Annotated in this window: 10 protein-coding genes and 1 pseudogene; 6 read left to right on the top strand and 5 right to left on the bottom strand. The window is 73.4% G+C overall.

Annotation, left to right across the window (positions count from 1 at the left end; genetic code table 11):
- A partial coding sequence (locus ABT336_RS24485; protein ID WP_350899465.1) for a serine/threonine-protein kinase occupies positions 1-1,025 on the bottom strand: 1,025 nt, incomplete at its 3' end.
- Between the two features lie 214 nt (positions 1,026-1,239).
- On the opposite strand from ABT336_RS24485, the gene ABT336_RS24480 reads away from it, so the two are divergent.
- The 4 genes from ABT336_RS24480 to ABT336_RS24465 are packed head-to-tail and all read left to right on the top strand — an operon-like array spanning position 1,240 to position 7,040.
- Positions 1,240-2,070 carry a patatin-like phospholipase family protein gene (locus tag ABT336_RS24480; RefSeq protein ID WP_350899463.1) on the top strand — a complete coding sequence of 277 codons (831 nt, stop codon included), beginning with the start codon at positions 1,240-1,242 and terminating at the stop codon, positions 2,068-2,070.
- Complete coding sequence (locus ABT336_RS24475) at positions 2,070-3,086, top strand: 1-acyl-sn-glycerol-3-phosphate acyltransferase (RefSeq protein WP_350899461.1); 1,017 nt, start codon at positions 2,070-2,072, stop codon at positions 3,084-3,086. The genes ABT336_RS24480 and ABT336_RS24475 overlap by 1 nt, the downstream gene beginning before the upstream one ends.
- A 9-nt stretch (positions 3,087-3,095) precedes the next feature.
- Positions 3,096-3,416 (top strand): divalent-cation tolerance protein CutA, encoded by a 321-nt coding sequence (cutA, locus tag ABT336_RS24470; protein ID WP_350899459.1) that lies wholly within the window; start codon positions 3,096-3,098, stop codon positions 3,414-3,416.
- A 48-nt stretch (positions 3,417-3,464) separates the two neighbouring features.
- Complete coding sequence (locus ABT336_RS24465; RefSeq protein WP_350899457.1) at positions 3,465-7,040, top strand: SCO7613 C-terminal domain-containing membrane protein; 3,576 nt, start codon at positions 3,465-3,467, stop codon at positions 7,038-7,040.
- Between the two features lie 67 nt (positions 7,041-7,107).
- Here the strand turns inward: ABT336_RS24465 and ABT336_RS24460 are convergent, their stop codons facing one another.
- Complete coding sequence (locus ABT336_RS24460; protein ID WP_350899455.1) at positions 7,108-7,887, bottom strand: hypothetical protein; 780 nt, start codon at positions 7,885-7,887, stop codon at positions 7,108-7,110.
- 188 nt (positions 7,888-8,075) lie between these two features.
- Here ABT336_RS24460 and ABT336_RS24455 point away from each other — a divergent pair, with 188 nt between their 5' ends.
- The gene (locus ABT336_RS24455) at positions 8,076-8,369 is read left to right on the top strand and encodes a 4a-hydroxytetrahydrobiopterin dehydratase (RefSeq protein ID WP_350899453.1); all 294 of its coding nucleotides are present in this window, start codon (positions 8,076-8,078) and stop codon (positions 8,367-8,369) included.
- A complete protein-coding gene (locus ABT336_RS24450) occupies positions 8,366-9,517 on the top strand; it encodes an FHA domain-containing protein (RefSeq protein ID WP_350899451.1) in 1,152 nt (383 codons plus the stop codon). Before ABT336_RS24455 ends, ABT336_RS24450 begins: the two co-directional genes overlap by 4 nt.
- A gap of 115 nt (positions 9,518-9,632) precedes the next feature.
- Here ABT336_RS24450 and rocD read toward each other — a convergent pair whose 3' ends face one another.
- From rocD to ABT336_RS24435, 3 genes and pseudogenes are all read right to left on the bottom strand, one after another.
- The gene (gene rocD, locus ABT336_RS24445) at positions 9,633-10,850 is read right to left on the bottom strand and encodes an ornithine--oxo-acid transaminase (protein ID WP_350899469.1); all 1,218 of its coding nucleotides are present in this window, start codon (positions 10,848-10,850) and stop codon (positions 9,633-9,635) included.
- On the bottom strand, positions 10,850-11,665 hold the full coding sequence (gene ddaH / locus ABT336_RS24440) for a dimethylargininase (RefSeq protein WP_350899467.1): 816 nt from the start codon (positions 11,663-11,665) through the stop codon (positions 10,850-10,852). Before ddaH ends, rocD begins: the two co-directional genes overlap by 1 nt.
- 303 nt (positions 11,666-11,968) lie before the next feature.
- Positions 11,969-12,505 (bottom strand): annotated as a pseudogene (locus ABT336_RS24435) (thrombospondin); the annotation flags it as partial.

Here is a 12,505-nt window from a genome sequence, read left to right as displayed (position 1 = left end):
GGCGGCGGTGCGGGGGCGGATCCGGCGGTCGAGGCGAAGGGCGACAGGGTCGCGGACCCGGGGGCCGGGGCGAGGGGCGGCGGCGCGGGGGTCGGACCCCCGCCGGTGGCCGGGGGCGGACCGGCAGGGCGGGCCACCACGATCGAGGGCAGGGTCATGGTCGGGGCCAGCATCGTGGCGGCCTGCGGGTCGGAGGGCAGGAGCTGGTCGCGCAGGGTGGCCGCCACCTGTGCGGCGGTCGGCCGCCGCTGGGGGTCGCGGTCGAGGCAGCGCAGGCAGATCCGGGTCACCTCGACCGGCAGCCCCGGCACGTCGAGGGTCTGCGGAGGCGCTGTGTGCGCCAGGGCCGTGCTCAGCTCCTCCCAGGTGTCCGCCGGGTACGGCACCTGGCCGGTGAGCGTCTCGTACAGCAGGACACCCAGGGAGTAGATGTCGGTGGCGGGTTGGGCCTGGGCCCCGTCGAGACGCTCCGGTGCCACGTACGCGGGGGTGCCGAAGGTCCCGCCGTCCTCGTCCTCGTCCGGGGCACCGATCCGGGTGGCGATGCCGAAGTCCAGCACCTTCGCCCCGACCCGGGTCATCATCACGTTCGCCGGGGTGATGTCCCGGTGCACGATGTGCAGCCGGTGGGCGGCGGCCAACGCGTCGGCGATCTGCGCCCCGATCTCCACCGCCTCCGGCCAGGGCAGGGGACCCTCGATCAGCCGGTCCTCAAGCTCCTCCCCGGTCAGCAGCTCCATCACCACGAACGAGGTGATGGAGCCGTCCGGGGCCAGCGTCTCCCCGTAGTCGTGGACCGAGGTGACGTGCGGGTGGACCAGCCGGGCGGCGGCCCGGGCCTCCGCCCGGACCATGTCCCGGAACCGGGCGTCGGCGGCGAGGGACGGCGCGAGCACCTTCAGCGCGACGACCCGGTCGAGGACCTCGTCCCGGGCGCGCCAGATCACCGACATGCCGCCGGACCCGATCTGGTCGACGAGCCGGTACCTGCGGGCCAGCAACCTGCCGGCTTGCAGCGTTGCCATCAGTGATCGCACCTGCCTGGGGGTGGGGGCGGTATCAGGTTGCGCGAATGCGTCTGGACTGTCAACGGGCGGATCGTCCCATGATCACCACCGAGGGGTCGAACCGGCCGTCCGTCCCGGTGACGACGCAGCTCGTGGCCGAGGTCCGGTTCGCGGTGCCGGCGGCGACCCTGGGCGGGACGGCACCTTTCCCCGCCGTGCCAGGATGAACGTCATGGGTCAAGGTCCGGTGGCGTTCGTGCTCGGCGGCGGGGGAGTGCTCGGCGCGGTCGAGGTCGGCATGCTGCGCGCGCTGTTCCGCGCCGGGATCCGACCCGACCTGGTGGTCGGCACCTCCATCGGCGCGGTCAACGGCGCCCTGGTCGCCGCCGATCCGACCGAGGCGGTCACCGACCGGCTCGTCCGGCTCTGGGCCTCCCCCGAGGCGAGCGAGGTGTACGGCGACTCGGTGGCCCGGCAACTACGACGGTTCGCCGCGCGTACCCATCTGCACTCGCCCCGCCCCCTGCGCCGACTGCTGGAGTCCGAACTCGGCGAACAGGCCACCTTCGCCGACCTCCGGGTGCCCTTCATGTGCTGCGCTGCCAACATCGAACGCGCTGCCGAGCACTGGTTCGACAGTGGTCCGCTGGTGCCCGCCGTGCTCGCCAGCGCCTCGGTGCCGGGGCTCCTGCCGCCGACCGAGATCGACGGTCAGCACTACGTCGACGGTGGGATCGTCAACTCCATCCCCATCGGCGCGGCTGTCACCGCCGGGGCCGAGAAGATCTTCGTACTCCAGGTGGGTCGGATCGAACGGGCGCTGACGCCGCCCCGACGGCCCTGGGAGGTGGCCCAGGTGGCGTTCGAGATCGCCCGTCGGCACCGGTTCGCCAGGGACCTGGCGGCCCTGCCCGACGGGGTCCAGGTGCACGTCCTGCCCACCGGCGGGCTGGAGCCCCGGGACGACACCCCGTGGGCGTACCGGGACATGGCGGCGGTCGGGCGTCGGATCAGCCGCGCGTACACCGCCTCCCGGCGCTACCTGGCGGACCTGGAGCGTTGATGCCGTTGCCTCCACGGTGGGTCCGCCGGTCGGTGTTGGCCCCGGGTGTGGTCCTGTTGGCCTTCCTGCTGGTGACCACCCTGCCGGCCTGGGCCTTCCTCGCCGCGGCGGCCTCCCCGCTGCTGCCCGGTCGGCTCCGCCCGCTGCGGCTGCTCTGGATGGGCACCGTCTACCTGATCTGGGACGCCGCCGCGCTGCTGGCCCTCTTCGGGCTCTGGGTCGGCTCCGGGTTCGGATGGCGTACCCGGTCACCGGCCTTCCAACGGGCGCACTACGTCCTCGCCGGTGCGTTCCTGCGGATGCTGTTCTGGCAGGTCCGGTGGACGCTGCGGCTGAGGATCGACGTGGTGGGCACCGACCCGGACACCGCCCTGCCCGGTCGGCCAGAGCTGGTGCTGTGCCGCCACGCCGGACCGGGCGACTCGTTCATCCTGATCCACGCCCTGGTCAACTGGTTCTCCCGGGAGCCCCGGATCGTCCTCAAGGCGGCCCTGCAGTGGGACCCGGCGATCGACGTGCTGCTCAACCGGCTGCCGACCCGGTTCATCGCCCCCGCCCCCGACACCCGTGGATCGGTGATCGAGCAGATCGGGAACCTCGCTGTCGGACTCGACGACGACGACGCGTTCGTGATCTTCCCCGAGGGCGGGAACTTCACCCCCCGCCGTCGGCTCAAGGCGATCGCCCGACTGCGCTCCCGTGGCCTGGAACGGATGGCGCTACGGGCCGAGCGGATGCAGCACGTCCTCGCCCCGCAGCCCGGCGGCCTCCTCGCCGCGCTGGACGCCGCCCCCGACGCCGGGGTGATCTTCGTGGCCCACACCGGGCTGGACCAGATGCTCACGGTGGCCGACGTCTGGCGGGAACTGCCGATGGACAAGCGGATCGTGATGCGCTTCTGGTCGGTGCCACCGGAGGAGATCCCGACCGGCCGCCAAGAGCGCATCGACTGGTTGTACGACTGGTGGAAGAAGATCGACGACTGGATCGCGGCCAACCGGGACGACGCCGCGTAGGGTCGTCCCGTGGAGCAGATCTGCGTGGTGACGACGGTGGTGGACGTGCGGTCGGTGGCCGACGTACTGGCCGCAGCGGCGGTCGCCGGTCGACTGGCTGCCTGTGCCCAGGTCGGCGGTCAGATCGACAGCACCTACCGGTGGCAGTCCGCAGTGGAGACCACCACCGAGTGGTCGGTGCAGTTCAAGACCGCCCCGGACCGGGTGGAGGCGCTGCTCACCCAGATCCGGGCGAACCATCCGTACGAGGTGCCCGAGATCCTGGTCACCACTGTGCAGAGCGGCAACCCGGCGTACACGGCCTGGGTGGTCGAGCACACCCGCCCCTGAGTACGGGCACTCTTCCCAGGCCAGGGGTCAGGCCGTGAGGATGGCCCGGTGGAGCCCAGCACCTACCCCTGTCCCGCCTGCGGCGCGCCGGCCGACCTGCACGTCGGCTGCTCCGGCTGTCGGCGGCCCCCGTACCCGCCCGCCGCCGAGGTGATCCGGCTGGACCGGGAGATCGTCACGCTCGGCCGTGAGGTGGAGCGGGTGCACCGGACGTACCAGGACCTCGCCGGTCGACTCGCCGCCACCCGGGACAGCCGGGCGAGGTGGGCCGCCCGGGTCCGGGCCGAGGTCCCCGCTCCCACCGGACCGCACCCCGTGCCCGCACCGCACCACCCCGTGTCCGCACCGCACCACCCGGTGCCCGGACCGCGTCATCCGGTGCCGGGGTCGGCCGTACCACCCCTGCCGACCGGCCGACCTGTCCCCGCCGGAGCGGGTCGGCCCGTCACTGCCGGTCCGCCGGGGGCGGTGGCGCACCCCGTACCGGTGGGTCAGCCCGTCCGACCGGGTGTCCCGCCGACCGGCTGGCGGCCGCCCGTCGTGGCACCCCCGACCCGACCGGCCGGGGAGGAGACCTCCGACCGGGCGGTACGGGCCCTGCTGTTCGCTCTCGGTGGTCTGCTGCTGGGCACCGCCGCTGTGGTCTTCACCGCCGTGGCCTGGGCCACCGTCGGGGTCGCCGGACGGGCCCTGATCCTCGCCGCGGTCACCGTCGTCGTGCTGGCGCTGCCCCTGGTGGCGGCCCGGCGGGGCCTGCGGGGTACGGCCGAGACCCTGGCCGCTGTGGGTCTGCTGCTGGTGCTCCTCGACGGGTACGCGATCTGGATGGTGGACCTGTTCGGCGTCTCGTCGTGGCCCGGGACGCGCTACGCCGCCCTCGTCGGCGGGATCTGCGCGGCGCTCGCCGCCGGGTACGGGCGACTCAGCCGACTCACCGGACCGTGGCTCTGGGCGTGGCTGACAGTGCAGCCCGTACTGCCGCTGCTGGCCGTCGAGGCGGACCTCTCGGCCACCGGCTGGACCCTGGTCCTCATCGGGGTCGCCCTGATCAACCTGGCCGTCCTCGGAGTCCTGCACCATGGTCGGGCGACCGCCCCGGCGGGCGGTGTCCGGCTCGTCGGACAGATCTGCGCCTGGATCGGGCACGCGATGGCGGTGCTCGTCGCGGCCGGGTTCGCCCTGGTCCCCTTCGTCAAGGGGGAGGCCTTCGGGGTGCCGGTCCTGGCCGGCCTTCCGCTGCTGCTGGCGGTGACAGTGCTCTTCGGTACGGCCCGGACCCTCGGCAGCCGGGGGCTCGCCGTGACCGCCGCCGCGATGGCGGTCCCGGTGCTCGTCGCCGCGATCGTGCGGGCCTTCGGGCAGCAGTGGCCGACGCTGACGCTGCTGGCCGTCGGGGTCCTCGCGGTCGTCACCGCCGGGGTGGTCCGACTCCTGCCGCAACGGTGGCGGACCGGGCCCTGGACCGGGGCGCTCGTGGTGGCCGTCGGTAGCGCCCTGCCAGCCGTCGTCCTCACCATGGTCTTCGCCTCCATGACTGTGAGCCGTTCCCTGCCGGCCTGGCGGGGAGCCGACCCCGGTCCCCTGCTGACCTGGGGGTGGCAGCTCCCGGTGCTGGTCCTGCTCGCCGCTGCGGCGGTGACCCTGGTCGTCCCCCGCACCGGCTGGTGGGTGAGCGTGGTCCCGGCGGTGACCCTGGGGCTCCTCGCCGCGCCGGCGGCCTGGCGGGCGTCCTGGCCCGCTGTGGTGGCGCTCGGCCTCCTCGGCGGTGTCGCCCTGCTCGTCGCCGCAGTGGTCCGACCCGGTACGCGGCACCGGATGGTGCTCCCCCCGGCGGTGGGCGGGACCATCCTGGTCGGACACGCGCTCCTCGTCGCGTTCGCCCGGCCACTGGGCATGATCGTGGCGTTGACTGTGACCGCGTCGACAGCCCTGGTGGTGGCGGTCCTCGGTCGCCGGGGGTCCACGGTTCAGCGGATCGTCGGCGGGGTGGGCCTGGGCGTGGCAGTCCCCACGGTCGCGTTCACCGCGCCGTTGCTCGCCCTCGTCGCCGGGGCACCCTCCTGGTGGCAGGCCCGCGCCCTGCTCGCCGCCGCGGCCCTGACGGTCCTTCTCCCGTACGCCGTCCGCCGCTGGTGGCCGGAGTCCACCCGGTACGCCGAAGCCGGGTACGCGGTGGTGGTCGGGTCGGCCGGTCTCGCGGCGGTCATGACGACCAGCGACGAACCGGTGCCGCTCTACGCCGCACTCGGTGTCCTGCTGGTGCTGGTGGCCGCCCCGGACCGGCGACCCGGGGTCGCGCTCTGGATCCCGGGCGGGCTGCTCCTGACGGTGGCGGTCCTCGCCGCTCTGCCCGCCACCCTGACCGCGCTGCTCGCCCCGTACCGGCCGATCCCCGGGATCTGGTCCGGCGTCCCGACGCAGACGGTCTCCGGATCGCCGGGGACGGGGGTCGCCCTGCTGGTGTTGGCGCTCGCCGCCGCCCTGGTCACCCGGGGTGCCCGGACCCGGGCGGCGACTGCCGCTCCGTTCCTGGTGGCAGCCGTACCGGTGCTGCTGGTCGCGGTCGGCGCGCCCTGGCCTGTGGTGCCGGCGGTCCTGCTGCTCGTCGGTACGGCGGCGCTGCTGGTGTCGACTGTCGGTAGGCCGTACCCGGTGGTGGTGGGTGTCGCGTTGCCGACCGGGGTGGTGACCCTGGGGGCCGGGGTGGCGGGGCTGCTCGCCACCCGTCTCGGGACCCTCGGTGCGACCGGGACGCTCCTGCTGGCGGCCCTGGCGATCGGGGTGGCCGCCCGGCATCCGGCGATCCGCCTGACCGGCTGGCCGTTGGCTGTCGCCTCGGCGCTCGGGTTCGCGCTGACCGCCTCGTCGGCAGGCGGGCTGCTTCCCCGGACGGCAGCCTTCGCGGTGCTCGCCGTGGCGGTGCTGACCCTCGTCGCCGCCGCGGTGCTGGTCCGTCGGCAGCCGACGTCGAGCCGGGTGTTGGAGATCCTCGCCCAGGTCGTCGCCGGGGTAGCCGTGTTGTTCGCCTTCGGGGCGATCCGGCACGCCGCAGTGGTCTGCGTCCTGTGGGGCACCGCTGTCGCGGTACGTCTGCTGCTGGGCGAGTCCACCGGACGCCGACGGGTGCTGGCCGGTATCGCCTGGACCTCCCAGGTGGTCGGCGCCTGGCTGATGCTGCTCGCCGGTGAGGTGGCGCTGCTGGAGGCGTACACGGTTCCGGCGGCGGTGCTGGCGTTGGTCGCCGGGGCGACGGCCCTGCGGAGACGCCCCGAGTTGACCAGTTGGCTGGCTCTCGGGCCGGGGCTCGCCGCGCTGCTGCTGCCCAGCCTGGTGTCGGTGCTGGCGGCGGCGGACCCGCAGCCCTGGCGGCGGCTGCTGGTCGGGGTGGTCGCCCTCACCGCAGTCCTGGTCGGGGCGGCCCGGCGGTGGCAGGCCCCGGTGGTGCTGGGGACGGTGGGGCTCACCCTGTCGGCCCTGCACGAGACGCTGCGTGGCTGGGATCTGCTGCCCCGCTGGATCTATCTCGGGCTGGGCGGGATCGTGTTGATCTCGGTCGCGGCCACCTACGAGCGGCGGCGTCGGGACCTGGCCCGCCTCCGCTCGGCGGTCGGCCGGATGACCTGAGGAAGGAACGGGGGGTGCCGGTGTGTCGGTGGCGTCGAGCGGTGCCACCGACACACCGGCACGCGGGTCAGGTGGTGGTGGCGCCGAACGACTCCAGGAGGGCCGGCGGAGCGTCCTGGGTCTCGGCGGCCGGCGGCTTCTGCACGTCGACCTCGGTGCCGAAGTCCGAGTAGGTGGTGGTCATCTTGCCCAGCGACTGGTCCAGGACGCTGGTGTCGACAACCAACTCGACGAGGCGGCCCTGGTCGTCGGTCTTGGCGGTGAAGGGCACCGCCTTGCCCTTCTCGCCCATCTGCTCGACGGCCTTGTCACCGGGCTTGGCCTTGGTGTAGTCGATGGTGCCGGAGAAGGAGCGGTCGCCGTCCTTCTCGATGTCGACAACGCCGTTGACGAGCTGTCGGGCACCGCCCGGGTCGCCGTCGGGCATCAGGTTCATCTGGCCGCTCGCGTCGAGCTTGCTGATGTCGAGCCGGAGCCACTTGTCGGACATGCCGGGGACGCCGGTGTACTTCAGGTAGCCGTCGTTGTCGATCGTGATCATGCGGAACGAGCCCTGCCCGCCCAGGTCCATGGTCATGTCGAGCTTCTTGGCCGTGGGGTCCATCACCCCGCCCCCACTGAGGACCGAGGACTTGATCTCGACCCGGACGCTGTCCTCGTTGAGCTTCATTGCCGCCGCGCCCAGCTCCGCACGAGGGTCGGCCGGTGCGGCGCTGGACTCCGCCGCCGCGCCGTCACCGTTGCCGGCCGGGGTGTCCGACGTCCCGTCGGTGCCGCAACCGGTCAGGGCGAGACCGAATGCGGCGACGAGCGCGGCCCCCGTGGTCGCCAGCCGTCGAGTCTTCATGCTGGAGTTACTCCATCTTCTCGGGTGGGCCGGGGTCGCCGTGGCGGCCCCGGCCGGGTCCCGCACAGGCTAGCGACGGGGTGGGACATCCGCCCGGCGGCGAGGTCCGGTACGGCCCGCATGTGGTCTTGCTCCGATCCGCCGGGCATGGTCACCACGACCGCGACCTGCACCGGTAGGGTCACCCCATGGCAGACGCGCTGACCGCCGAGGCGGTGCGGAACGAGCTGGAACGGCTGACCGGCTGGACAGGAACTCCGGCCGGGATCACCCGGACCGTCGAGCTGAGGAACTTCCCGGCCGCCATCGCGGTGGTGGACCGGGTCGCCGTCGTGGCCGAGGAGCTCGACCACCACCCGGACATCGACATCCGGTGGCGGACCGTGACCTTCCGCTGCGTGACCCACACCGTCGACCGAGTCACTCCCCGCGACCTGGAGTTGGCCCGACGGATCGACGAGATCGTCGGAGGTGTTCGGTGAGGTTCGAGATCAGCAAGGTGCTGGACGCGATCGAGGGGCGGGTGTGCGTCGACCCCTCGCTGGCCCGGGCCGTCCTCGACCTGGCAGAGGTGATCAGGTACCAGGACCTCGACGGCGGCCGACCGGCCAACCTGCTCCGGCTCGGCATGATCATCGACGCGCTCTCCCGGCAGCTGGAGGAGGACAGCGTCCCGGTCTACGCGGTGGTGCACCGGGCCGTCCTCTCCGACGCCGACCTCACCTCCAACGAGCGGATGGTGGTCCGCCGGTGGGCCGACGACGGGCTGGTCGAGGTGCTCGACAACCCCGGCGACCGGATGCTGGAGGTGGCCGACCTCCTCGGCCTCCCGGTGCTCACCCGCAACCGCCTCGACGGGCTGCGCGGACGGTTCCCCTGGGTCACCGAGGAGCCCGGCCGCGTCCTGGCCCCGGTTCCCGGCCAGGGCGGCCCGGCCTTCGTCGCCCACGTCGGCAACGCCACCGTCCCGGTGGAGGGACGCCCCTCCCCGGTCGGCGAGCAGCTGCTCGCCCGGCAGTGGCGGTGCCCCGAGCCGGGGTGCGCCCTCTTCGGCGGTGGCGGGGGCGGCGGGGCCTTCGCCGACCTGGCCCGGGTCGACCGCCCGGCGGGCGGCCAGCCGCCACCGGCGCTGCGTAACGGCGTACCGACCTGCCCCCGGCACGGCACCCGACTCAACGACGGCGGGCCCCGTCCGCGTACCCAGGTCCTCGCGGTGAGCGTCGGGGGGCTGATCCGTCGGCGGTTCGTGCTCACCGCCGACGAGCCCGTGCTGATCGGGAGGTCCCCGGACCAGCCCGGCGGGATCACCCTCGGTCAGTGGCTCAACGACGAGGCCCGCCGCTGGATCAGCCGCAGCCACCTCCAGTTCGAGCTGCGGGCCGGCGAGGTGGTGGTGACCGACGTGAGCACGAACGGCTCCGGCATCCGCCCGGGCGGGTCGATGAAGGAGTCCGACAGGCAGCAGCTCCAGCCCGGACAGTCCCGGATCCTCGACGGTGGGGACATGGTCGAGCTCTACCCCGGGGTCCAGGTGGGCCGACCGGGTGAGCTGGCCAGCGGCGCGCCCATCACCCCCGCCTCGGTGATGGCCGAAGCCCCCACCATGGCGATGCGGCTGCCCAACGCCTGACAGTCGTCGGCAGCCGGCGTACCCGTCCGGGGCGCGCCGGCTGCCCTGACCTCGTCGGGTCGCCCGGTACGCCCGACCTCGTTCCGCTCGGGTCTGGGCCGGGACGGCGTGCCGGTCAGGCGGCGGAGAGGACGGCGGCGAGCTGGGCCACCGCGTGGTCGATCTCCGCCTCGGTCACCACCAGGGGCGGAGCCAGCCGGATCGTCGCACCGTGGGTGTCCTTGGCGAGGACACCCCGCTCGGCCAGCCGCTCGCACGCCTGCCGGCCGGTCATCAGCCCGGGTTCGAGGTCCAGCCCCGCCCAGAGTCCCCGGCCCCGGACCGCCACCAGGCCCCTGCCGACGAGCTCGTCCAGGCCCGCGTGCAGTCGGGCACCCAGCTCCGCCGAGCGACGCTGGAACTCACCGGTGGTGAGCAGACGCACCACCTCGGTGGCGACCGCACAGGCCAGCGGGTTCCCGCCGAAGGTGGACCCGTGCTGGCCGGGCTGGAGCACCCCGAGGACGTCGGTGTCCGCCACGACAGCGGAGACCGGGACGATCCCCCCGCCGAGCGCCTTGCCCAGCAGGTACATGTCCGGGACGACCCCCTCGTGGTCGCAGGCGAAGGTCTCCCCGGTCCGGCCCAACCCGGACTGGATCTCGTCGGCCAGCAGGAGCACGTCGCGTTCGGTGCAGACCTGGCGTACGCCGGGGAGGTACCCGGCCGGGGGCACCACCACCCCCTGCTCGCCCTGGATCGGCTCGATCAGGACCGCCACCGTGTTCTCGTTCACGGCGGCTGTCAACGCGTCCAGATCCCCGTACGGGACGACTGTGAAGCCCGGGGTGTACGGCCCGAAGTCGTCCCGGGCGTCGGAGTCGGTGGAGAAGCTGACGATGGTGGTGGTCCGGCCGTGGAAGTTGCCGGCGGCCACCACGATCTCGGCCTGCCCGGCGGGCACCCCCTTGACCCGGTAACCCCACTTGCGGGCCACCTTCACGGCGGTCTCCACCGCCTCGGCACCGGTGTTCATCGGCAGGACGAGATCCTTGCCGCACAGGTCGGCCAGCTCCCGGCAGAAGTCGGCGAACTGGTCGTGGACGAACGCCCGACTGGTCAGTGTCAACCTGTCGAGCTGGGCGTGGGCGGCGGCGATCAGCCGTGGGTGGCGGTGGCCGAAGTTGAGCGCCGAGTACCCGGCCAGGAAGTCCAGGTAGCGGCGGCCGTCCACGTCGGTCAGCCAGGCGCCCTCGGCCTCGGAGATCATCACCGGCAGCGGGTGGTAGTTGTGCGCGGTCCAGCGTTGCGCGTCCCGGACCGCGTCCGGCGTCCGCAGCGTGTCGTCGAGGATCACCTGTCTGCCCTTCCCTGGCGGAGTCGCAACGTGCAGCACTTCGGGCCACCGCCGGCCTTACGCAGCTCGGACAGGTCGACACCGATGGTCAGGTACCCCCGGTCGCGCAGCTGTCCGGTCAGCCCGGTGGCCTGCTCGGGCAGGACCACGTGTCGGCCGTCGCTCACCGCGTTGAGACCGAGGACCTCGGCGTCGGCCGTCGTGGCGTGGACGGCGTCCGGGAAGAGCCGACGCAGTACGGCGCGGCTGCCGGGGGAGAAGGCCTCCGGCAGGTACGCCACGGTCTGCTCGTCGAGGACGGTCAGCGCGGTGTCCAGGTGGTAGAAGCGGGGGTCGACGAGGTGCAGGGTCACCACCGGATAGCCGAAGGTCTCCTGTAGCCGGGCGTGTGCGGCGTGCGAGGTCCGGAACCCGGTCCCGGCGAGCAGGTGGTCGCCGACCAGCAGGACGTCCCCCTCGCCCTCGTTGACGTGCTTCGGGTCGGACACCTCGAAGCCGGACCGTTCCAGCCAGGACCGGTACGCCGGGGCCTCGTCGGCGCGCTGCGGGTCCCGGAACTGCACCGCCATGGCGTGACCGTCGATCACCGTCGCCCCGTTCGCGGCGAAGACCATGTCGGGGAGGCCGGGCAGCGGGTCGATCAACTCCACCTGGTGTCCCAGGTCGAGGTAGGTCCGGCGCAACAGTTCCCACTGGCGTACGGCCAGGGCGGTGTCGACCGGGGCGGTCGGGTCCATCCACGGGTTGATCGCGTAGTCCACGGCGAAGTACGTCGGCCGGCACATCAGGAAACGTTGGCGGAGCCCGTCCATCGTCATGTGTCCTGCTCCCAGCGGGTCGGGCGCGCCCCGGCCTTCAGTGGCCATCGGAGCTGGCGCCTTTCCACGCTATGCCGCACCCGACGACGGGATCCACCGCTGAGAGTTGCGTTCGGCGGCGGAACGTTGCGTCTGGCAGGGAGGCGGCGACGAATCGTTGCAACAGCCGACTTCGGGGCCCCGGACACGACTCGGGGGCGGCGTCCACGCCGCCCCCGAAGGAGTTTGCCCTGCTGGTGAACCACCGGCTGGCTGGGCCTGCCGCCGGTGAACCACCGGCACGGAGGTATGTGCCCGTCAGAACCGGTTCAGAAACTGTGAGTCAAGCCACTCCCGCAGCCGCTGCACCCAGTCACCGTCGGTGTTGGGCCAGACGTACAGGCCGGTCATGGCCAGCACCCCGACCACCACTGCGCCGAGCCCGAAGGCGATGCCCAGCAGCGCGTCCGGCTTGCCGACGACGTGCCGACGGCGGGTGGCGATCAGCCCGAGCACGGAGAGGACCGCGCCGACCGCCCCGACCGCGATGCCGTACCCGGCGAGGGTTCCGGTGAGGACGACGAGCGCCCCCGCCACCCCGAACACCAGACCGGTGGTGGCGAGGAGGCTGGCCCGGGGCTTCGGTCCGGCGGTGACCGGCGGCCGGTCGGTGACCGGGGTGGCGTCGGTGAGGGTGGGGTCGTCGTCGGCGACGGAGGTCGGGATGGACGACCGGTCACCGTCGGCGACGCCCGGCGGCGGCGGTGGCAGTGGGCGGCGGGCGGCGGCCCGGTCACGCCCCGCCGCGGCCCGCCGCGCGCCCGCCGCGACCCCCGCCGGGGGGGGGTGCTCGCC

The organism is Micromonospora sp. NPDC000207 (genome assembly GCF_040300925.1).
Lineage (GTDB): Bacteria > Actinomycetota > Actinomycetes > Mycobacteriales > Micromonosporaceae > Micromonospora.
This window is presented reverse-complemented; position numbering and strand designations above follow the sequence as displayed.

What these genes read in the sequence shown, in the direction of transcription:
- ABT336_RS24480 (WP_350899463.1), top strand. Translation starts at nt 1,240, where the DNA reads ATGGGTCAAGGTCCGGTGGCGTTCGTGCTCGGCGGCGGGGGAGTGCTC.
- ABT336_RS24455 (WP_350899453.1), top strand. Translation starts at nt 8,076, where the DNA reads ATGGCAGACGCGCTGACCGCCGAGGCGGTGCGGAACGAGCTGGAACGG.
- ABT336_RS24475 (WP_350899461.1), top strand. Translation starts at nt 2,070, where the DNA reads ATGCCGTTGCCTCCACGGTGGGTCCGCCGGTCGGTGTTGGCCCCGGGT.
- ABT336_RS24460 (WP_350899455.1), bottom strand. Translation starts at nt 7,887, where the DNA reads ATGAAGACTCGACGGCTGGCGACCACGGGGGCCGCGCTCGTCGCCGCA.
- ddaH (WP_350899467.1), bottom strand. Translation starts at nt 11,665, where the DNA reads ATGGACGGGCTCCGCCAACGTTTCCTGATGTGCCGGCCGACGTACTTC.